This is a genomic window from Janthinobacterium sp. 35 (assembly GCF_002754575.1).
Taxonomy (GTDB): domain Bacteria; phylum Pseudomonadota; class Gammaproteobacteria; order Burkholderiales; family Burkholderiaceae_D; genus Janthinobacterium; species Janthinobacterium tructae.
Map to the genome: position 1 here is coordinate 4068620 of NZ_PEFN01000001.1, position 19593 is coordinate 4088212.

Annotated in this window: 17 protein-coding genes; 9 read left to right on the forward strand and 8 right to left on the reverse strand. The window is 60.2% G+C overall.

What is annotated here, in order from left to right:
- Position 1: 1 nt before the first annotated feature.
- Together CLU93_RS18135 and CLU93_RS18140 are read right to left on the reverse strand one after the other, a co-directional pair.
- On the reverse strand, positions 2–1045 hold the full coding sequence (locus tag CLU93_RS18135; RefSeq protein ID WP_099762753.1) for a GTPase family protein: 1044 nt from the start codon (positions 1043–1045) through the stop codon (positions 2–4).
- A 430-nt stretch (positions 1046–1475) separates the two neighbouring features.
- Positions 1476–2885, reverse strand: coding sequence for an FAD-binding oxidoreductase (locus CLU93_RS18140; protein ID WP_373629853.1), 1410 nt, complete (start codon positions 2883–2885; stop codon positions 1476–1478).
- A 189-nt stretch (positions 2886–3074) separates the two neighbouring features.
- Between CLU93_RS18140 and CLU93_RS18145 the strand changes: the two genes are divergently transcribed.
- The 5 genes from CLU93_RS18145 (at position 3075) to CLU93_RS18165 (ending at position 8343) form a co-directional block, all read left to right on the forward strand.
- A complete protein-coding gene (locus CLU93_RS18145) occupies positions 3075–3992 on the forward strand; it encodes a ChaN family lipoprotein (protein WP_099762754.1) in 918 nt (305 codons plus the stop codon).
- A gap of 105 nt (positions 3993–4097) precedes the next feature.
- On the forward strand, positions 4098–4844 hold the full coding sequence (exbB, locus tag CLU93_RS18150) for a tonB-system energizer ExbB (RefSeq protein ID WP_099762755.1): 747 nt from the start codon (positions 4098–4100) through the stop codon (positions 4842–4844).
- 3 nt (positions 4845–4847) lie between these two features.
- A complete protein-coding gene (gene exbD, locus CLU93_RS18155) occupies positions 4848–5276 on the forward strand; it encodes a TonB system transport protein ExbD (protein ID WP_099762756.1) in 429 nt (142 codons plus the stop codon).
- Positions 5273–6052, forward strand: a complete 780-nt coding sequence (locus tag CLU93_RS18160) for an energy transducer TonB family protein (protein WP_099762757.1) — start codon at positions 5273–5275, stop codon at positions 6050–6052. Before exbD ends, CLU93_RS18160 begins: the two co-directional genes overlap by 4 nt.
- A 32-nt stretch (positions 6053–6084) precedes the next feature.
- Positions 6085–8343 carry a TonB-dependent receptor domain-containing protein gene (locus tag CLU93_RS18165; protein ID WP_099762758.1) on the forward strand — a complete coding sequence of 753 codons (2259 nt, stop codon included), beginning with the start codon at positions 6085–6087 and terminating at the stop codon, positions 8341–8343.
- A 30-nt stretch (positions 8344–8373) separates the two neighbouring features.
- Here CLU93_RS18165 and CLU93_RS18170 read toward each other — a convergent pair whose 3' ends face one another.
- Positions 8374–8781, reverse strand: coding sequence for a PRC-barrel domain-containing protein (locus CLU93_RS18170; RefSeq protein WP_099420585.1), 408 nt, complete (start codon positions 8779–8781; stop codon positions 8374–8376).
- A gap of 246 nt (positions 8782–9027) precedes the next feature.
- Between CLU93_RS18170 and CLU93_RS18175 the strand changes: the two genes are divergently transcribed.
- The 3 genes from CLU93_RS18175 to ftsB all read left to right on the forward strand — a co-directional run bounded on the left by CLU93_RS18175 (position 9028) and on the right by ftsB (position 12490).
- A complete protein-coding gene (locus tag CLU93_RS18175) occupies positions 9028–10680 on the forward strand; it encodes a CTP synthase (protein WP_099762759.1) in 1653 nt (550 codons plus the stop codon).
- A gap of 141 nt (positions 10681–10821) precedes the next feature.
- Entirely contained in the window at positions 10822–12105 is a 1284-nt protein-coding gene (gene eno / locus CLU93_RS18180) for a phosphopyruvate hydratase (protein ID WP_010400536.1), read from the forward strand.
- A 61-nt stretch (positions 12106–12166) separates the two neighbouring features.
- Positions 12167–12490 (forward strand): cell division protein FtsB, encoded by a 324-nt coding sequence (gene ftsB, locus CLU93_RS18185; protein WP_099762760.1) that lies wholly within the window; start codon positions 12167–12169, stop codon positions 12488–12490.
- Between the two features lie 341 nt (positions 12491–12831).
- On the opposite strand, the gene CLU93_RS18190 is transcribed toward ftsB, so the two are convergent.
- From CLU93_RS18190 to CLU93_RS18210, 5 genes are all read right to left on the reverse strand, one after another.
- Entirely contained in the window at positions 12832–13113 is a 282-nt protein-coding gene (locus tag CLU93_RS18190) for a hypothetical protein (protein ID WP_099762761.1), read from the reverse strand.
- Between the two features lie 152 nt (positions 13114–13265).
- Complete coding sequence (locus CLU93_RS18195; RefSeq protein WP_099762762.1) at positions 13266–14396, reverse strand: glycerophosphodiester phosphodiesterase; 1131 nt, start codon at positions 14394–14396, stop codon at positions 13266–13268.
- A complete protein-coding gene (locus tag CLU93_RS18200; protein WP_257225002.1) occupies positions 14396–16798 on the reverse strand; it encodes a TonB-dependent receptor in 2403 nt (800 codons plus the stop codon). The genes CLU93_RS18195 and CLU93_RS18200 overlap by 1 nt, the downstream gene beginning before the upstream one ends.
- Before the next feature lie 151 nt (positions 16799–16949).
- Positions 16950–17930 carry an Hsp33 family molecular chaperone HslO gene (gene hslO / locus CLU93_RS18205; RefSeq protein ID WP_099762763.1) on the reverse strand — a complete coding sequence of 327 codons (981 nt, stop codon included), beginning with the start codon at positions 17928–17930 and terminating at the stop codon, positions 16950–16952.
- Between the two features lie 4 nt (positions 17931–17934).
- Positions 17935–18459, reverse strand: a complete 525-nt coding sequence (locus CLU93_RS18210) for a gamma carbonic anhydrase family protein (RefSeq protein ID WP_099762764.1) — start codon at positions 18457–18459, stop codon at positions 17935–17937.
- Positions 18460–18678: 219 nt separating this feature from the next.
- On the opposite strand from CLU93_RS18210, the gene CLU93_RS18215 reads away from it, so the two are divergent.
- Positions 18679–19554: an alpha/beta fold hydrolase gene (locus CLU93_RS18215; RefSeq protein WP_099762765.1), complete on the forward strand. Its 876-nt coding sequence runs from the start codon at positions 18679–18681 to the stop codon at positions 19552–19554.
- Positions 19555–19593: the final 39 nt, after the last annotated feature.

The following is a 19593-nucleotide window of genomic DNA, read 5'->3' on the forward strand; positions in this document are numbered from 1 at the left end:
CTTAGCTCTCCAGTTTCTTCTTTAAAATTGTTTCCGCAAGCGAATAACAATCATCCAAGTAGCTTTTGCCAACCGAATAAGTGATTGCGAAGCCGGCGCTGGCAGCAACTGCCTGCCCAATGAAAGGAACATACTTGGCAACACTCTTCAAGACTTGCCTTCCTAAGAACTGTTTCAGAAGAAGCATGACGCCTTCCTTGGCCGCATATCGGATAACATTATTCGCGAGTGTACTTACTGCAGGGATTGTTGATTCTTTCAAATTTCCGAGAAGTGAGTCATTTAGCCCGAAGCTCTCACGCAACTCTTTGAACAGTTTTACTAGTACTGAAAGATCCACAGCAATGTCAGCGCCAGGGATGGGATTGAGTCCATTGATGGCAGACGCTGCAGACGCAATAGCTACATACTTTTCGGCGACTTGCCGTTTTTCCTTTAGAAAATCCAAGCTGTATGCTTGAGCACCCCGGAGCCAACGTTCGCGTTTTGCATCATTCAGGTTTGCGATGATGTTGTCGTTCAACTCGGCAAGTCCATAGCCATTTCTGCAACTGGTAAAGACGACGTGAACCTTTTTTCCTATCTGTTTAAAGATATCTGCTTTCTTGCGAAGTACGAGTTCCTCTAGCGGCACATCGTCTTCCCAAAGTTCGTCATGTTTGTTTACTACGAAAATGCAGACTTTGCCCATTTCATCGAGCTCTCGGAACAACTCTGTATCTGCTTGGTGAAATTTCCCACTAGTAACACACAAGAATAGATCAAAAGTTTCGAGATGAAATTTCTCTTTGTACTCATCTTTTGGGAACTTTTTTGTGCCATATCCAGGCAAATCCACCAAGCGCAATCCGTTGTGTATATAGCTAGCTTCTTCTGTCGTTTTGTCGGTCTCCACACCAGCTTCGGCAACCTTTTTTCCGATAATCTTATTAATGAGAGAGGATTTTCCTGCACCTGGTTGTCCAAAAAGGGCAACAGATACGATTTCATTCTCTTCTTCTTTTAGTTTTTCTCGAATTGTGTCGGCGTCACTATTGATACGCATGGGTAAAGTATCCTTCTACGGTAGGGGGGCGCGATGCCTGTTAGTGATTTTCGTCTATAAATAATAACACTTGATGATCGAATGTGAAAGATTCAAAATTATTTCATTTGCAAGCCAATATTGATCTTGGCAGTTAAATTTTCGTCTCACGCCAAGGGGGGGGGATGTCACGATGTGTGGGCGCAGCATGTCAATCAATGGAGAATATGGATATGAGCCAACGAAAAAGTTAAAAAATCACCGCATACGCCGATTGCCGAGCGATCCGTTGGGCGGTACGGTTGTCGCTTTTTGTGCGGTAAGTAATGGTGGAATTCCAAGAATGGCTCGAAGACGTATTAACAATCCGTGAGAAGATGTAGGAAACATCAGTTGGTAGCAGTAATTGGGACGGGATCCTCGTACTGCAAGCGTATGATTTTTCTTGTCTTTACCACCTGACAATCTTCCCCGGATTCATGATGTTCTTCGGATCGAGCGCATGTTTCAGGGCGCGCATGGTGTCGATGGCGCCCTCGCCATGTTCTTCCACCAGGAAAGCCATCTTGTGCATGCCCACGCCATGTTCGCCCGTACAGGTGCCGTCCATGCCGATGGCGCGCGTGACCATGTCGCTGTTGACCTTTTCGGCGCGCGCGATGTCGGCGGGATCATCGGGATCGACCAGCATCTGCACGTGGAAGTTGCCGTCGCCCACGTGGCCGATGATGGCGTAGATCAGACCCTGCGCCTCGCAATCGGCCTTGGTGGCGAGGATGCATTCGGCCAGGCGCGAAATGGGCACGCAGCAGTCGGTGGAAATGGCGCGGCTGCCGGGGCGCATCTGCAGCAGGGCGAAATACGCGTTGTGGCGCGCGGCCCACAGGCGCGAGCGCTCTTCGGGGCGGCTGGCCCATTCGAAATCGCTGGCACCGTGCTCCGCCGTGATGGCTTGCACCAGCTGCGCCTGCTCGGCCACGCTGGCCGGCGTGCCGTGGAATTCAAACAGCAACAGCGGCTTTTGCGGCAGCGCCATCTTGTCATAGGCGTTGATGGCCTTGACGCCGTTTTCATCGAGAAACTCGACCCGTGCCACAGGAATACCCATCTGGATGGTCTGGATCACGGCACTGACGGCTTCGCCCGTGCCGGGGAACGAGCACACGGCGGCCGAGATCGCTTCCGGCAGCGGGTACAGTTTCACCGTCACTTCCGTGATGATGCCCAGGGTGCCCTCGCTACCGACAAATAAACGTGTCAGGTCGTAGCCGGCCGAGGATTTTTTCGCCCTGGTTCCCGTCTTGATGATGCGGCCATCGGCCGTTACCACCGTCAGGGCCAGCACGTTTTCGCGCATGGTGCCGTAGCGCACGGCATTCGTGCCCGAGGCGCGCGTGGCCGCCATGCCGCCCAGCGACGCATTGGCGCCCGGGTCGATGGGGAAGAACAGGCCCGTGTCGCGGATTTCCTCGTTCAGTTGCTTGCGCGTCACGCCCGCCTGCACGGTGGCCGTCAAGTCTTCAGCATGCACTGCTACCATCTGGTGCATTTGCGACAGATCAATCGTCACGCCACCATGCAGGGCCAGCACATGGCCTTCGAGCGACGTGCCGCTGCCATAAGCGATGACGGGCACATCGTGTGCGCTGCACAGCTTGACGGCGGCCGCCACTTCCTCGGTGGAATGGGCGAAGATGACGGCATCGGGCAGCATGGGCGGATAGCTCGACTCGTCGCGGCCATGGTGTGCGCGCATGGCTTGCGTCATGGAAAAGCGGTCGGCAAAGATCAGGGAAAGTACGGCAGCAAGAGAGTCTGGCAGCGGTTTTTTCAGTACCGCCAACTGGTCAGTTTGATTCACGCGAGTCCTCCGTTTTTTTTATTCTACTCCGCGCCCGGGGATTTCACTGAAGCAGCATATTGATTTCTTGCCAGTTGTAAAAAAATTCGCAGGGTTTGCCGCGCACTGGTTGTAAATGAGAATCATTTCTATTAGAATGCCCGCCAGTAGTTATTTTGCAATGCGCGCTCAGACCCGAAAGGCCCTGCCATGAAATTCCCCCTGTCCCTCGCCACCGTCCTGCCCGCCTGCGTGCTGGCGCTGAGCGCCTGCAGCAGCGTCGCACCAGTGACCGGCGCCACCGCCGTGACGCCTGCTTCCGCGCAAGACGTGCGCCAGCTGGGCGAGATCGTCGACCTGCGCAGCGGCCAGCGCCTGAGCGCCGAGCAATTGCTGGCCCAGCTGGCCGCCGCCCCGCGCGTGATCGTCGGCGAACAGCATGACCAGCTCAGCCATCACCAGATCGAGCAATGGCTGCTGCAGCAATTGCAGGGCCAGCGTCCGCAAGGCAGCGTGCTGCTGGAAATGCTGAATCCGGACCAGCAAGCCAAGGTGGACAAGGTCAAGCCGTGGCTGCAGACGGACCCCGTCGTGCGTCCCGAACACGTGGCCGAACTGCTGGCCTGGCAACCGAGCTGGAAGTGGGCGCAATATGGCGACCTGGTCATGACCGTGATGCGCGCGCCGTATCCCGTCTGGTCGGCCAATCTGGACCGCAGCGAAATCAAGCAACTGTTTATCGACAAGCCGGCCGTGCAGGGCAAGCATTCGAACCTGGCCAACGATGGCAAGGTGCATGACAAACTGAAAGACATCATCCGCGTCATGCACGACAACCAGATCGACGCGCCGCGTCTGGCCGCCATGCTGTCAGTGCAGCAGCAGCGCGACCGCCGCATGGCCGAGCGTCTGCTGGCCGCGCCCGCGCCGGCCGTGCTGATCGCCGGCGCTTACCATGCGTACAAGGACCTGGGCGTGCCGCTGCACGTGCAGGACTTGACGGGCGGCCCGGCGCCGCTGGTGCTGGTGCTGGCCCAGCAGGGCGCCACGGTGCTGGCGCCGCAGGCCGATTTCGTCTGGTTCACGCCGGCAGTAACAGCCGCAGCCGCCGTCGCCAGCGCCAAGTAATTCCTTGTACTGCCGCCGGGCGTTCAGCCCGGCACTCCCCCCCAGCAAGCTCCTCCATAGCAGCCAGGTAGTCCGTCCGATTTTTTCTTACCTGTTGAAGCTTCCATGCGTATTTCCTGTATCAAAGCCGCTGCCGGCGGCGTGTTTCTTTTCATCTTTCATTCCGGCGCACAAGCGTCCGCCTTGCCGCACGACATGTCGCCGCTGGGCATGTTTTTCGCCGCCGACCAGGTGGTGAAAAGCGTGCTCATCGGTTTGTTGGTCGCCGCGCTGGCCACCTGGGTGGTCTTGCTGGTGAAAGGCGCCAGCTTGCTGCAAGCGCGGCGCGCAGCGGCGCTGGCCGTCGCCATGCTGAAGACGGCGACCTCCTTGCCGGATGCGGCAGTCAAGAGCGGGGCATCGTTTCTGGCGCAACGGTTGCTCGATGATGTGCAGCAGGAACTGAGCTTGTCGCACGCGCATGCGACCGCGGCGGCGTTGAAAGAGCGGGCCGGTTTCCGTCAGGAACAGTTCATCGCACACCAGGTGCGCGCCATGACGCAAGGCATCGGTCTGCTGGCCAGCATCGGCGCCGTGGCGCCCTTCGTCGGCCTGTTCGGCACCGTGTGGGGCATCATGAACAGCTTTATCGGCATCGCCGTCAGCCAGAGCACGAACCTGGCCACCGTGGCGCCGGGCATCGCGGAAGCCTTGCTGGCCACCGCCCTGGGCCTGGTGGCGGCGATTCCCGCCGTCGTCATCTATAACGTCTTGAGTCGTGGCATCAACCAGTACAAGGCGCAGCTGCGCGCCGCTTCCGCGCAAGTGCTGCTGATGCTGAGCCGCGACCTCGACACGCGCCAGCAGGCCTGAGCCATGGCCAGCCTCTTTCCTTCCCCGGACGACGATACGGCCGACATGCCGGAACTCTGCGAGATCAATGTCACGCCCTTCATCGACGTGATGCTGGTGCTGTTGATCATTTTCATGGTGGTCTCGCCGCTGGCCACCGTCGACCTGAAAATCGACTTGCCGGCCGCCACGGCCAAGCCAGAGCCGCGTCCCGACAAGCCCCTGTTCGTTTCCCTGAAAGCCGATCACAGCCTGTATCTGGGCGAGGCGCCCGTCGCGCGCGCGCAACTGGGCCGCCTGCTCGATGCCGAAACGGGCGGCGACCGCCAGCGCACGCTGTTTTTCCAGGCCGACAAGCAAGCCGCGTATGAAGACGTGCTGGGCGTGATGGATGCACTGCGCCAGGCCGGCTACCTGAAAGTGGGCCTGGTAGGCCGGGAGGGGGGCGGGTGAATCCGCGTCCGATATTCAGTTGGGGCATCGCCACGTCGCTGGTGGTGACCGCCGCGCTGGCCCTGCTGTTGTGGGCGGCCTGGCGGCCCGTCAGCGTCGCGCCCGCCAATCCGGCCGCCAGCGTGATGCTGGTGTTTGCCGCGCAAGCGATGTCGCCGGAGACACAACAGGCGGCAGCAGCAGGGGCGCGCCAGTCGGCCGCCTCCAGCGCCGCCCGGCCACCGAAGAGCACGACCCGGCACGAGGCGCTGCCCGTGCTGGCGCGCGCCGCCGCGCCGCAGATCGTCGCGGCGGAAAAAGAGGCGAAGGCAGAAACCGCTCCGTCGCCAGATCCCGGCAAGGATGCCGCCAAGGAAGCGTCCTTGCCCGCGCAGGCCAGCAGCAGCGCCACGCCGGCGCCAAGCCCCGTACGCGGTCCGCAGGCGGCGCCGTTCGACAGCGACACGCCGCCCGCCAGCGCGGCGCCGGCCAGCTGGCAAAGCCGCGTGCTTGGTCATCTGGCCCATTTCAAGCGCTATCCCGGTGATGCGCGCCAGCGCAAGCGGGCCGGCGCCGCCTGGGTGCGCTTCCAGGTGGACAGCGACGGCAAGCTGCTGGCCAGCGAATTGATCACTTCATCGGGCACGGTGCTGCTCGACCGCGAAGCGCTGCAAGTGCTTGAGCGCGCGCAACCGTTGCCAGCGCCACCGGCCAGCGTATTGCGCCAGGGCACGGTGACGGTGACCTTGCCCGTGTCGTTCAAGCTCGATGCCGAGAGCGGCCACGGTGCCAGCTGAATTTTTTCAATCACATAACAAATCGAGGGTGTATGCATATCAAGACAATGACGCAGGCCGTGGGCGTTTGCCTGGCCTTGCTGGCGCAGCAGGGATGGGCGCAACAGGCACAAGACAGTGGCAAGGTGGAATTTTCGCCACTGAACGTATCGGGCGAGGCTGTTTCGGCCGAACAGCAGGCGCTGGAAAAACCGGGCGCCGTCAGCGCGCGCGGCGCGGACACGCGCTTGCAGCCGGTCGACCAGATCGTGCGCAGCATGCCGGGCACGTTTACCCAGATCGACCCGGCGCAGGGTGCCGTCAGCGTCAATATTCGCGGCTTGTCGGGTCTGGGGCGCGTGAACATGATGGTCGATGGCGTAAGCCAGAATTACTATGGCAGCGCGCCCTCGTCCGTGTCGCACGGCGGCGTGCCCAGCAGCCAGTTCGGCGCCCTGATCGACCCGAATTTCATCATCGGCGTGGATGTGTCGCGCGGCAATGTCGTCGGCGGTGACGGAGTCAATGCGCTGGCCGGCAGCAGCAACTTTCGCACCATCGGCGTCGATGATGTCGTCTTCGCCGGTGAAAAAACCGGGGCGCGCACGAAGATGTCGACAGGAAATAATGGCGTGGGGCGCAGCGCCATGCTGGCCGTGGCCATGAAAAACCCGGCCTTCGATGGCGGCAGCGTGGGCTTCATGGCCGCCACCAGCGCGAGTGTGATCGGCAACAACTACAAGAATGCCAAGGGCGTCAACAGCGAGGAATTCGGTTTCGGCTACAACCGCTATTACAAGCAAAAGCCCAAGTCGCAACTGCTCAAGCTGGACCTCAAATTGAGCGACTTCCACGCGCTGGAACTGTCGGCGCGCGACTACCGCAGCACCTTTACGCGCCGCGACATCCACAGCGATGACTACTACGTCAAATATCACTACACGCCGTTTTCGGAGTTAATCGACCTCAATGTGGTGGCCAGCAGCAGCCGTGGCAACCAGAAATACATGCCCGAGGCGCTGACCAATTTTATCAACACGAATGCGGCCAACCGCGCCGACGCTGTCGATATCAATAACACCAGCAGCTTCAAGCTGGCCGGTGGCGATGCGCTGGTGACCGTTGGCGGCAAGCTGATGCACAATAAGTACAGCAAGCACGTGGAAAGCCTGGTCGATGACCCGGACAACCCGGACGCGAACCAGCAATCGATTGAAAACAATACGTTCGGGCCCGAGGGCGTGCAAAAGATCAGCAGCCTGTATGCGGGCTTGCAGTACAACCGTGGCATTGTGCAGGTCAATGCAGGCCTCAACACCACGCACTTTGATTTGACCGGCTACAAGCCCGCTTGCGACGAGCGGGTGAAATGCTTCCCGCAAGGGGCGAGCAATATCGCTCTCAAGGAGCATGGCGTCAATCCATCGCTGCTCGTGTCCGCGCAAGTGACGCCATGGTTCCAGCCGTTTGCCAGCGCCGAGCGCACCATGCGCGGGCCGAATCCGCAGGAAGTATTCTTTTCCAACGATGGCGGCGCTTCGATGAACCCCTTCCTGAAAGGGGAGAAGGCGACGACTTACCAGTTGGGCTTCAATTCCAGCCTGCATGGCTTGCTGAGCAAGAATGATGTGCTGAACTTCAAGGCCCTGTATTTCAAGAGCAAGATCGACGGCTATATCACCAGCCAGTCCTTCCTTGTGTGCGACAGCGGCCGCAAGTGCAATATCGCGGAAGTGCTGGCCAATGACTGGCAGAATGTGGATGAATACGTGACCAACATGTATATCTACATCAACTCGGCCACGCCCGTGTATTCGCGCGGCTGGGAACTGGAAGCGCAATATCAGCTGGGGCCGGCGTATGCGCGCCTGTCGTACACGCGCGAAACGACGCGCCAGCCCACCTCGATCGCCAGCGCCTGGTTCGGCGCGGCCGACATCAGCGAGCTGCCCAGCGTGTACTACAACCTCGACGTGGGCACGCGCCTGCTGGACAATAAACTGGAAGTGGGCGCCATCCTCAAGCACACGGGCTCGAACCGCCGCCTGTCGCCCGACAATGAAGCCGATGAAGCGACGGGCGAAGTGCTCAAGGCCGACAATCCGAAGATTCCGGCCGTGATCGACCTGTATGCGAGTTACCAGGTGTCGAAAAACCTGTTCCTGCGCCTGTCGGTGCAGAACGCCATGAACAAGGATTTCTCGGAAGCGCTGAACCGGCTGAACTCGATGCCGTCGCAGTCGCAGGACAACACGCCGCTGAGCACGGCGCGGGGCAGGACGTATGTGGCGGGGCTGGAGTACCGGTTTTAAGGTAGTCCCCAGCCCTGCGCTATGGCTTGATTAATACTCGCGTGGTGTCGTTCCATAATAGCTGTGAATGGAATTTGCCCACGTGGTATCGGCCATGTTCGGCCAGTTGTCCGTATCGAAGCCGGGTGCGTTTTCGATGCGTTCCTTGTCGACGTTGAGCGTGAAGCGCTTGTTGACGGTGTCGAGCAGCAGCGCTTCCCAGGGCACGGCGAACAGCTTTTCGCCGATGGTGAAGACACCGCCGTGCGACATGACGGCGTAGGCGATCTTGCCGCTACGCATGTCGATCATGATTTCCTTGATTTCGCCCAGGTGTTCATCCTTGGCGTTGTGCACATGGTCGCCGATCAGGGTGTCGGCACCCATCAGTTCAGGGCCGGGACCTTTGTGGCCGCGGTTGACATACATGCCGTAGGCGTCGCGTTCTTCGTAGCTCATGATGGACCTCCGTTGAAAAATCCCAGTCTGCCGCCAGGGCGCGGCAGGGTCTGTTCGCTCGCCCACACAAAGTATGGAATTGAAAATATATTAATTATTACTATTGAGTAATTTTGTTGTGCGTAGACCGCAGGAGCGGGGGTGATCGTCGACATTTGGCGCAAATTTCCACGTGTGGAGAGCGCCGCAGGCGGGCTTTAGTGTATAATTTCAATTTCCCGCACGTGCCGTTCGGCACCATCTGCAATGACCAAATTTGTCTTCGTCACTGGTGGCGTTGTGTCTTCCCTTGGAAAAGGGATTGCCGCCGCCTCCCTCGCCGCGATCCTCGAATCGCGCGGCCTTAAAGTCACCATGCTCAAGCTCGACCCGTATATCAACGTCGATCCTGGCACGATGAGCCCTATGCAACACGGTGAAGTATTCGTCACCGATGACGGGGCCGAAACCGACCTCGACCTCGGTCACTACGAGCGCTTCATCTCCACCCGCATGAAAAAGGTGAATAACTTCACCACTGGCCAGATCTATGAATCGGTGATCCGCAAGGAACGCCGGGGCGAATATCTGGGCAAGACCGTGCAGGTGATTCCGCATATCACCAATGAAATCCAGGATTACATCCGCCGTGGCGCCGAAGGCTACGACGTGGCCCTGTGCGAAATCGGCGGCACCGTCGGCGATATCGAATCGTTGCCCTTCCTGGAAGCGGCACGCCAGCTGAGCCTGCGCGCCGGCCGCAAGAACACGGCCTTCGTCCACCTGACCCTGGTGCCTTACATCGCCTCGGCCGGTGAACTGAAGACCAAGCCGACGCAGCACTCGGTGCAAAAACTGCGCGAAATCGGCATCATGCCGAACGCGCTGCTGTGCCGCGCCGACCGCGCCATCCCGGAAGACGAGCGCGCGAAAATCTCGCTGTTCTCGAATATCGAAGAGCATGCCGTCATTTCCGTGTGGGACGTCGACACCATCTACAAAGTGCCGCAAATGCTGCACGACCAGGGCCTCGACAAGATCATCTGCGAAGCGCTGGACCTCGATCCGGCACCGGCCGACCTGTCGATCTGGAGCAAGCTGATCTACACGATGGAGCACCCGAAGGCGGAAGTGACCGTCGGCATGGTCGGCAAGTATGTCGAGCTGACCGAGTCGTACAAGTCGCTGATCGAAGCGTTGCGCCACGCCGGCATCCACACGGAAAGCCGCGTCAACATCGAGTACATCGATTCGGAAGAAATCGAAACGACCGGTTGCGAGAACCTGGCCAAGTACGATGCCATCCTGGTGCCGGGCGGCTTCGGCAAGCGCGGCGTGGAAGGCAAGATCAAGGCGGCCCAGTTCGCCCGTGAACACAAGATCCCTTACCTGGGCATCTGCCTGGGCATGCAAGTGGCCCTGATCGAATACGCGCGCAACAAGGCAGGCATGCCGAACGCGAATTCGACCGAGTTCGACCTTGATACGGATCAACCTGTCGTAGCACTGATCAATGAGTGGCAAAACCACGATGGTAAAGTCGAGTTGCGCGATGAAAACTCGGACCTGGGCGGTACCATGCGCCTGGGCGCGCAGACCTGCGCCGTCAATCCGGGCACCCTGGCTGCCGAGATCTACGGCAGCGTGGTGACCGAGCGTCACCGTCATCGCTACGAAGCCAACAATCATTACCTGGCCCGTGTCGAAGCGGCTGGCATGATCGTCTCGGCCCGCACGCCGAGCGAAGATTTGTGCGAAATCATGGAATTGCCACGCACGGGTGAAAATTCCCACCCATGGTATATGGGCGTGCAATACCATCCCGAGTTCAAGTCGACGCCACGCACTGGCCATCCGTTGTTTACCTCGTTCATCAAGGCAGCGCTGGCGCACAAAGAAGCCAACGCCGCTGCGCAATAACGCGGTCGATTGCGACAGTATTACCCGTAAGACAGCTCCCGGCCAGATGGTTCCCGCCGGGAGTTTCTTTGCCCCCTTTGTGCAATTGCGCATCAGAACGCAGTGTGCAGCCCCCTGTTACGCTTAACTTTGGAGAATGACATGAGTGCTATTGTTGATATTATCGGTCGCGAAATCCTGGACTCGCGCGGTAACCCGACCGTCGAATGCGATGTGTTGCTGGAATCGGGCGTGATGGGCCGTGCGGCCGTACCGTCGGGTGCCTCGACCGGTTCGCGCGAAGCCGTGGAATTGCGCGATGGCGACGCCAAGCGCTACTTCGGCAAGGGCGTGCTGCAAGCATGCGAAAACATTAACACCGAAATCTCCGAAGCCATCATGGGCCTGGACGCCAATGAACAGGCTTTCCTGGACCGTACCCTGATCGACCTGGACGGCACGGAAAACAAATCGCGCCTGGGCGCCAACGCCATCCTGGCCGTTTCCATGGCCGTGGCCAAGGCTGCCGCCGAAGAAGCGGGCTTGCCGCTGTACCGCTATTTCGGCGGTTCGGGCGCCATGCAGATGCCGGTGCCGATGATGAACGTCATCAACGGCGGCGCGCACGCCGACAACAACCTGGACATCCAGGAATTCATGATCATTCCCGTGGGCGCCCCGTCGTTCAAGGAAGCCGTCCGCTACGGCGCGGAAGTGTTCCACACGCTGAAAAAGATCCTGCACAAGAAGGGTCTGAACACCAACGTGGGCGACGAAGGCGGTTTCGCGCCATCGCTGGCCAACCATGAAGAAGCCATCAAGCTGATCATCCAGGCCATCGAAGAAGCGGGCTACGAGCCAGGCACGCAGATCGCCATCGGCCTCGATTGCGCCGCGTCCGAGTTCTACAAGAACGGCAAGTACGAAATGGCAGGCGAAGGCCTGAGCCTGACGGCCACCGAGTTCACCAACCTGCTGGCAACCTGGTGCGACAAGTACCCGATCATCTCGATCGAAGACGCGATGCACGAAGGCGACTGGGACGGCTGGGCGATCCTGACGGCGGAACTGGGCAAGAAAGTGCAACTGGTCGGCGACGATCTGTATGTCACCAACACCAAGATCCTGAAAGAAGGCATCTCGAAAGGCATCGCCAACTCGATCCTGATCAAGATCAACCAGATCGGCACCCTGACGGAAACCTTCGCCGCCATCGAAATGGCCAAGCGCGCCGGCTACACGGCCGTCATTTCGCACCGCTCGGGCGAAACGGAAGACTCGACCATCGCCGATATCGCCGTTGCTACCAACGCCCTGCAGATCAAGACCGGCTCGATGTCGCGTTCGGACCGCATGGCCAAGTACAACCAGCTGCTGCGTATCGAGGAAGACCTGGGCGACATCGCCAGCTACCCTGGCCGCGATGCGTTCTATAATCTGAAGTAAGCTGATGTAAAACCCACTGGCCGGCCGGAGAGATCCGGCCGGTTTGTTAACTGAATGCCCCATGCGCCTGATTACGCTCGCCCTGGCAGCCCTGCTGCTGCTGATCCAATTTCCCCTCTGGCTGGGTAAAGGCGGCTGGCTGCGTGTTGCCGACATGGAAGCCCAAGTGGCGCTGGCCAACAAGAAGAACATGGAATTGAAGGCGAGAAACGCCAAGCTCGAATCCGAAGTGCGCGACCTGAAAGATGGTACTGGCGCCGTCGAGGAGCGTGCCCGCTATGAGCTGGGCATGGTCAAACAGAATGAGATTTTCGTGCAGATCGTGCGCAAGGGACAAACCCCGCCACTGCTGGAAACACCGGTGGACGCTACTGCGCCACATTAAGATAGTACGACTTCCCGCTTGCCAGCCTGGACCGATTGCCAGGCTGACCTGTCACATTGCTACCCTGTATTTGCTACCCTGTACTTGCTACTCTGCACTGCTGCACACGATTGCCTTGCTGCTTGCTGCTTGCTGATCAGAAACGGGCTTTGCCGGTCGAGATCAGGTAAAAATGGATGCTGGTAACCACGATGGCCACGCTCACCAGTACGGTTTCGAGAAATATCATATAAAAATCCTTTCAGTGTTTGGTTGGCTTAAAAAACGTCCAGGGCCAGGCGCCAAGCCGAAGACAGTACGAACGTACGGCGAGGCGCAGGCAACGCCGCCCTGGGCGTTTTTTATCCGCGCGACGCCAGGAAGCGCAGTTCCGAGGCCAGATTCGGCATCAGGTGCTCGTAACGGGCCGCTTCCGAGTTCAGCAGGGCGATATCGCGCTTGCTTGGGCGCACATAGCGCTGTTCTTCGGCGCTGCTGGTGCTGGTGGCGATGACTTCCTTCTGTGCCAGTTCGCTGTACGGCTTGGAAGCGAGCAGGGCGCCCAGGAAGGCGCGCGTGGCGCGGCCCAGGTTGCTGAAGTAGTTGTCGTTGTCGTTGCTGTAGGTGTTGGTAAAAGTGGACATATGCCCTCCATGAATGGTCTGTTGTTGCATTGCACAATAATGGAGTTTGCGATATGCGTCCAATTTCAAATTCCAATTTCAGAAATTCAAGAAACGCATAATAAGGGCGTAGCTGCCGGCCACGCCCTGAAATTAAAATTGTTACGAAATGTTTATCCGGCGGCGATGCGTCCCAGGCCCGGATCGTCGCTGAAAAAACCGTCCAGTCCCGTTGCGATGTAGCGCCGCATTTCCGCCACGGATCCCGCTTCGTTGCGCGCGTTCTCACCATTGCCATCACGGAAGTCGGCCGCCAGGAAACGGTTTTCCGGGCGGAAGGTCCACGTGTGCAACAGCAAGCCCGCCTGGTGCGCATCGTCGACAATGGAGGTGGGCTTGGCCAGGCGCTGATCGGCGCCCAGCGCGATGATTGCTCGCGTGGGCGGCGCCACCACGTCCGCGTAGGCGGCGATGTCGCGCAAGCCGGCCGGTGTGGTCATTTGTCCAAACGTTAACTTTCCACCCGCCTTGACGACATCCATGGGGCGCACCTCGCCGCCCACCACCAGCTGCATCAGGCGCACGTTGGCGCGCCGTCCCAGCTTCTCGCGCAAGTACTTCAGATTGGCCACTTCGAAGGACTGGATTTCGATCGGCGCGCGGCGCGTGTATTCGTGCGCCAGCATGGTCGACAGGAAACGGTCTTCCAGCGCCAGGCCCGCATCGCGGAAATACGTCGAGCTTTTCAGCTCGGGCACTAGGCCGATGATGCGCCCGCTGGCGGCTGATTGCGCTGCAACAAAATCGATGATTTCTTCCCAGGTGGGGATCTGGAATTGGCCATCGTACAAGGTGTTGCCGGTGCGCACTTTCGGCAGCCGTTCGATGGCGCGCAGGGTTTTCAATTCCGCCAGGGTGAAGTCGTCGACGAACCAGCCTTCGTGCCATTCGCCGTCGACCAGCTTCTTGCCGCGCCGGCTGGCAAATTCAGGCCGGCGGGCCACGTCGGTGGTGTCGATCAGATTGCTTTCATGGCGCGCCACGAGGATGCCGTCGCGCGTGGCGACCAGGTCCGGCTCGACGTAATCGGCGCCGTCAAGGATGGCCTTGGCATACGACGCCAGCGTATGCTCGGGGCGCAGGGCGCTGGCGCCCCGGTGGGCGAACACCAGCGGACGCGCCGGTTTTGCTTCCAGCAGGCCGGCGGCAAAGCCGGGCGCGGCGACCAGGGCCAGGCCGCCGACGGCCGCCTGCACGAAGCTACGGCGCGAAAAGTGCCGTTGCGGGAGGATAGGCGTGCGCATCAGAAGTCCGCCGTCAGGGTCAAAAAGCCCTGGCGCGGGGCGATCGGGAAGGTGTTGTACGTCTTGTCGGCCGCGCCCACCACCACGTTCAGCGAACCTTCGCGGTTGGCCAGGTTGCTGACGTTCACGCGCCAGCGCGGGTTTTTCAGCCAGCTGGCCATGGCTGGCAGCTTGCCCGACACGCCCAGACCCATCAGGAAATAGCTGGGCACGGACAAATCGTTGGTGTACGTCGCGTAGCGCTTGCCCACATAGTCACCCGTCAGTTGCACTTCGATATCGCCAAACGTAGCCGAAGCCACGAACTTGTTCAGCCATTCCGGCGAGCCCGGCACGTTCTTGCCGGCTGTCAATACCAGCGCGGCGCCATTGTTGTAGTTGTCCGCGTATTGCGAGCGGTTGTACGACAGGGCATTGTAGAACGAGAAATTGTTGCCAAAGTGCACGGTGCCGGCGATGTCGATGCCGTCCGTGCGCACGCTGCCCACGTTGGCCAGCACGGGGTTGCCGCCAATGATGGAGGAAATCACGGGCGTGGGGCTGATCTGCAGCAAACGGTTGCTGAAATCGACGTGGTACACATTGACCTGGCCATCGATGGACGTGATGGCGCCCAGGTTCAGGGCATGGCTGCCGCGCACGCCTACTTCATAGGTGAGGGCCGTTTCCGGCTTGGCGTCGCGCTTGAACAGGTCGAACGCGGCCTGGCTCGACAAGCTCCATGGCGAGGCGCCTCCGCCGCCATAGGTGACGAACTGACGCATGTTTTTCTGGATATTGAAGTACAGCTGGTCTTGCGGCGTGAAGTCCCAGCGCGCGCCCACTTGCGGCAGGAACCATTTTTTCGTGTTGATGGTGCCGACCGGCAAGGCCGTCGAACCGCCCGAGATGGCGCCCAGGGCCGGTTGCACGGGGAATTGGCCGTCGGCAAACTGCAGGCTGGACTTGAAGCCCGCCTGCAGGGCGATATCGGGGCGGATGCGCCATTCATCCTGCAAGTGCAGCTGCACCACCTTGTTGTCGATCTCGCTGCCGTACTGCGTGATCAGAGGATTGCTGGGGCGGTCATACGGCGAGGTCGGGTTGTTGACGTCCAGCGCATACCAGCGGCGGTAGGCGGACGAGCGGTTCTGTTCCAGCCACAGGCCCGCTTCCAGCTGATGATTGCCGATTTCCTTGCGCAGGGTGGAAAGGAAGCCACCGCGCTTGATGTCGTATTCCGTGGTGCGCACGGCGTAGCCCGAGTTGCCGAACACCTGTTTCAGGTTCTGTTTCGGGTAGTACACGCTGAACAGGCCCGGCAAGCCGGCCACGCCGATGGGACCGGCGACCACGCCCGCGCCGTCATCCTTGTGGTAATACACCTGGTTAGACCACGTCATGCCTTCGGACAAGTTGGCGTCGAACTTGGCGTAGGCCAGGTAATCGGTGCGCTGCGCATCGCTGTAGTAATTGCGGTAATTGTTGCCGTCAGCAGCCGGCGTGGCGCCCGTCGGCGACAGGTAATTCAGGGCCGCCTTGAAGTCCGGGTACAGGAAGGGGCGCGTGTACGGCGCGCTCGTCTCGCCTTTCACGTGCACGGTGCTGTCTTCGTTCGGCTCGATCTTGTCCGAGTAATTGAAGAACAGGGTCAGCTTGCCCGCCTCGCTGCGGTTGACGTATTTGGCATTGAACTGGTCGCCGCCCTGGCGCGCATCGAAGTCCCAGGCGCGCGCTTCGTGGTGCAGGATGGAAAAGTAGGCGCTGCTGCCGTCGCCGAAGGCGCCCGTGTCGTAGCGGGCAAACGTGCGGGAGGTGCGGTGGCTGCCCACCGTTTGCTGCACGCTGGCGCCTTGCGTGGCCAGCGGGTCGCTGGAATAGGTTTCGATGGTGCCGCCCAGGTTGCTGGTCGAGGCCGTCGCCAGGTCGCCCGCCCCCGACGACAGCACGACGCTGCGCACGTTTTCGCTGATCACGGCGCGCTGCGGCGACAGGCCGTTGTAGTTGCCGTACTGCTGGTCACCCAGCGGCACGCCATCCATGGTGTAGCCGAGTTGCTGGCCGGAAAAGCCATGTACGAACAGCGACAGGTTTTGCTCGTTGTTGCCCCATGGATCGGCCGTCTGGAAGCTGACGCCAGGCAAGGTTTGCAAGGCTTTCAGGGGATTCGTGCCGGGCAGGATTTTCTGGATTTCATTCTTGCTCAGGGCGACCGAAGAACGCGTCTTGCGCGAGGAAATCTCCACCGTGGTCATCGGTGCGTTGTCATCAACGGGCGCTGCCATCTCGGTGGTGGCGGACGCCACGGCGGCGGCGACGGCCGTTTGCGCCAGCGCCGGCAGGGAGAGGCCCGCAGCGCAAGCGCCCAGCAAAACATGGAAGGAATGACGGCGCAGGGCCAGCGTCAAGTGGGTGGTCATCATCAGCCTGTGGAAAGTGGGAAGTAATACAAGCTGCGCAGCGTAACGGCGGCGCGTGACGGGCTGATGACGGACTGATGACGGAACGATGACAGTGGAAACAATTGCGCCGCCTGAGGGGCGGCGCGGCAGATTCATTGCGACACTGTAATGCTTAGTTGATGCTGGCGGCTGGCGGAATCAAGACTTCGGCTGGCGCATCCGTGATGAACAGCTGCGCGCAATCGACTTTGTCGAATTCATAGTGCTGGCCGCAGAAATCGCAGTTCACGCCCACTTTCCCCACTTCGTCCAGAGTGCCGTTGACTTCTTCCTCGCCCAGCATCTTGAGCATATTGCCCACTTTTTCGCGCGTGCAGCTGCAATGGAAGCTTGGGTGCAGCGGGTCGAAGACGCGGATGGTTTCTTCCCAGAACAAGCGCTGCATCAGGGTCTCGATGTCGGTGGCGAGGATTTCTTCCTCTTTCAGGGTCGACGCCAGCATCACGGCGCGGTGCCATGTGTCCAGTGCAACTTCTTCCGAGACGGGTGTCGCTTCGGCCTTGCCGCCATGGTGGGGCAGCTTTTGCAGCAGCAGGCCGCGCGAGACGCTGTCGTCCGTGGCCAGCCACAGACGCGTATCGAGCTGTTCCGAGCGCAACATGTAGTTTTCGATCACGGTCGCCATGTCGTCGCCGTCCAGCGGCACGATGCCCTGGTACGGTTGCTGGCCCGGCACCTTGTCGGCCGGGTCCAGGGTGATGATGAAGCGGCCCTTGCCCGTGGCGTTGAGCAATTGCGGTACGCTGGCGACGTCGGGGATGGTGGCGTCCGGGTCCAGCTTGGCCGTGGCGCGCAAGCGCAGGTCGGAATCGCACTCGACGACCATCAGGCGCACGGGACCGTCACCGTGGATTTGCATGATGATGGAGCCGTTGAATTTCAGGTTGGCCGACAGCAGGGCGGCGGCAGCCACCATTTCGCCCAGCACTTTTTTCACGGCCGTCGGATAGGCGTGGCGCGATACCACTTCCTGCCAGGTGTGGGAAACGTCGATGAACTGGCCGCGCACGGCAGCATTGTCGAAAATAAATTTTTGCAGGGTATCCTGGCCGCTAACGGCTGCGCTGACTGCGCCGGTGGTTTCAGTCGTCATTCTCTTATCCAATCTTCTTGAGTTGCGTATTAAATAGCTGGCCGCGTTGCACATAGTTCACGGCGTTGCCTTGTAGCTTGGTGATATCGTCTGCCGTCAAGGGCCGCACGGCTTTTGCCGGCGAGCCGATGATCAGCATATTGTCGGGAAATTCCTTGCCTTCCGTGACCAGGGCGCCCGCGCCGACCAGGCACCCTTTGCCGATCTTCGCGCCGTTCAGGATCACGGCCTGGATGCCGATCAGGGCGCCATCGCCAATCGTGCACCCATGCAACATGGCCTGGTGGCCGATGGTCACGTTCTGGCCGATGTCCAGCGGGTAGCCCGGGTCCGTGTGCAGTACGGCGCCTTCCTGCACATTGCTGTTGGCGCCCACGGTGATGCGTTCATTGTCGCCGCGAATCGTCGCGCCGAACCATACGGACGTGTTCGCTTCCAGGGTCACCTTGCCGATCACGTTGGCCGTGTCGGCAACAAAAGCGGAAGCGTCAATCTGTGGCGCATCGGCGCCCAATTGGTAGAGTGTCATCGTTAGCCTGTGGCGGTGGTGGAAGCGCCGGGCTGGGCCGGACGCTGAAGTTTTACTGTGTTGTGTACGCTATTTTACGCTGTTGCAGGACAAGTCCTGGCGCCCGGCGCTAATCCGGTATAATAATCGAACGGTCGTACTTTTATGCGCACCCTATCTACAGACACAGCATGTGGCGCCATCCGCGCCACTTTCAAGGCAGGCAATCAGATGAAACCCATGAAACTTTCCCGTTCCGAATTCATCAACATCCGCGGCGCCCGCACCCATGTGCGCCACTGGGGCCGCGAAGGCGCGCCCATCCTGTTCATGGTGCACGGCTGGATGGACGTGGCCGCCTCGTTCCAGTTCGTCGTTGACGAATTGCAAGGCGACTGGCACGTGATCGCACCCGACTGGCGCGGCTTTGGCCTGAGCGATTACACGCAATCGGACACTTACTGGTTCCCCGACTACCTGGCCGACCTGGACGCCATGCTGCTGCACTATGCGCCGGATGCCCCCGTCAATCTGCTCGGCCACAGCATGGGCGCCAACGTGGCCGGCCTGTACGCGGGCGTGCGGCCCGAGCGCATCAGCCGTTTCATCAACCTGGAAGGCTTCGGCATGATGGCGAGCAAGCCGGAGCAGGCGCCGGGCCGCTACGCCAAGTGGCTAGCTGAATTGCGCGAGCCGCCCGCGATGCGCAGCTATCCGAGCCAGCAGGCCGTGGCCGAGCGCCTGCAAAAGACCAATCCGCGCCTGCCCGACGCGCGCGCCGCCTTCCTGGCCGAGCACTGGTCGGCGCAGAACGAGGCGGGCGAGTGGGACATCCTGGGCGACCCGCAGCACAAGCGTGTCAATCCCATCCTGTACCAGGTGGAAGAAGTGATGGCGTGCTGGCGCCGCATCACGGCACCCGTGCTGTGGGTGGAAGCCGATGATACGAATATGTGGCAATGGATGGGGCCGAAGGAAGAGGCGCGCATTGAAATCGACCGGCGTTTGGCCTGCATCAAGGATGTGCGCTGCGAGATGATGGCCGACGCGGGCCACATGCTGCACCATGACCAGCCGGCGGAGCTGGCGCGCCTGGTGGAAGCCTTTTTGGCCTGATGTGTGTCGGGAACGCCGCAGCACGATTTGGCAAGCAGC

What these genes read in the sequence shown, in the direction of transcription:
- CLU93_RS18195 (WP_099762762.1), bottom strand. Translation starts at nt 14,396, where the DNA reads ATGCGCACGCCTATCCTCCCGCAACGGCACTTTTCGCGCCGTAGCTTC.
- CLU93_RS18200 (WP_257225002.1), bottom strand. Translation starts at nt 16,798, where the DNA reads ATGATGACCACCCACTTGACGCTGGCCCTGCGCCGTCATTCCTTCCAT.
- CLU93_RS18165 (WP_099762758.1), top strand. Translation starts at nt 6,085, where the DNA reads ATGCATATCAAGACAATGACGCAGGCCGTGGGCGTTTGCCTGGCCTTG.
- CLU93_RS18145 (WP_099762754.1), top strand. Translation starts at nt 3,075, where the DNA reads ATGAAATTCCCCCTGTCCCTCGCCACCGTCCTGCCCGCCTGCGTGCTG.
- CLU93_RS18215 (WP_099762765.1), top strand. Translation starts at nt 18,679, where the DNA reads ATGAAACTTTCCCGTTCCGAATTCATCAACATCCGCGGCGCCCGCACC.
- CLU93_RS18210 (WP_099762764.1), bottom strand. Translation starts at nt 18,459, where the DNA reads ATGACACTCTACCAATTGGGCGCCGATGCGCCACAGATTGACGCTTCC.
- CLU93_RS18190 (WP_099762761.1), bottom strand. Translation starts at nt 13,113, where the DNA reads ATGTCCACTTTTACCAACACCTACAGCAACGACAACGACAACTACTTC.
- exbB (WP_099762755.1), top strand. Translation starts at nt 4,098, where the DNA reads ATGCGTATTTCCTGTATCAAAGCCGCTGCCGGCGGCGTGTTTCTTTTC.
- CLU93_RS18170 (WP_099420585.1), bottom strand. Translation starts at nt 8,781, where the DNA reads ATGAGCTACGAAGAACGCGACGCCTACGGCATGTATGTCAACCGCGGC.
- eno (WP_010400536.1), top strand. Translation starts at nt 10,822, where the DNA reads ATGAGTGCTATTGTTGATATTATCGGTCGCGAAATCCTGGACTCGCGC.
- CLU93_RS18135 (WP_099762753.1), bottom strand. Translation starts at nt 1,045, where the DNA reads ATGCGTATCAATAGTGACGCCGACACAATTCGAGAAAAACTAAAAGAA.
- CLU93_RS18175 (WP_099762759.1), top strand. Translation starts at nt 9,028, where the DNA reads ATGACCAAATTTGTCTTCGTCACTGGTGGCGTTGTGTCTTCCCTTGGA.
- hslO (WP_099762763.1), bottom strand. Translation starts at nt 17,930, where the DNA reads ATGACGACTGAAACCACCGGCGCAGTCAGCGCAGCCGTTAGCGGCCAG.
- ftsB (WP_099762760.1), top strand. Translation starts at nt 12,167, where the DNA reads ATGCGCCTGATTACGCTCGCCCTGGCAGCCCTGCTGCTGCTGATCCAA.
- exbD (WP_099762756.1), top strand. Translation starts at nt 4,848, where the DNA reads ATGGCCAGCCTCTTTCCTTCCCCGGACGACGATACGGCCGACATGCCG.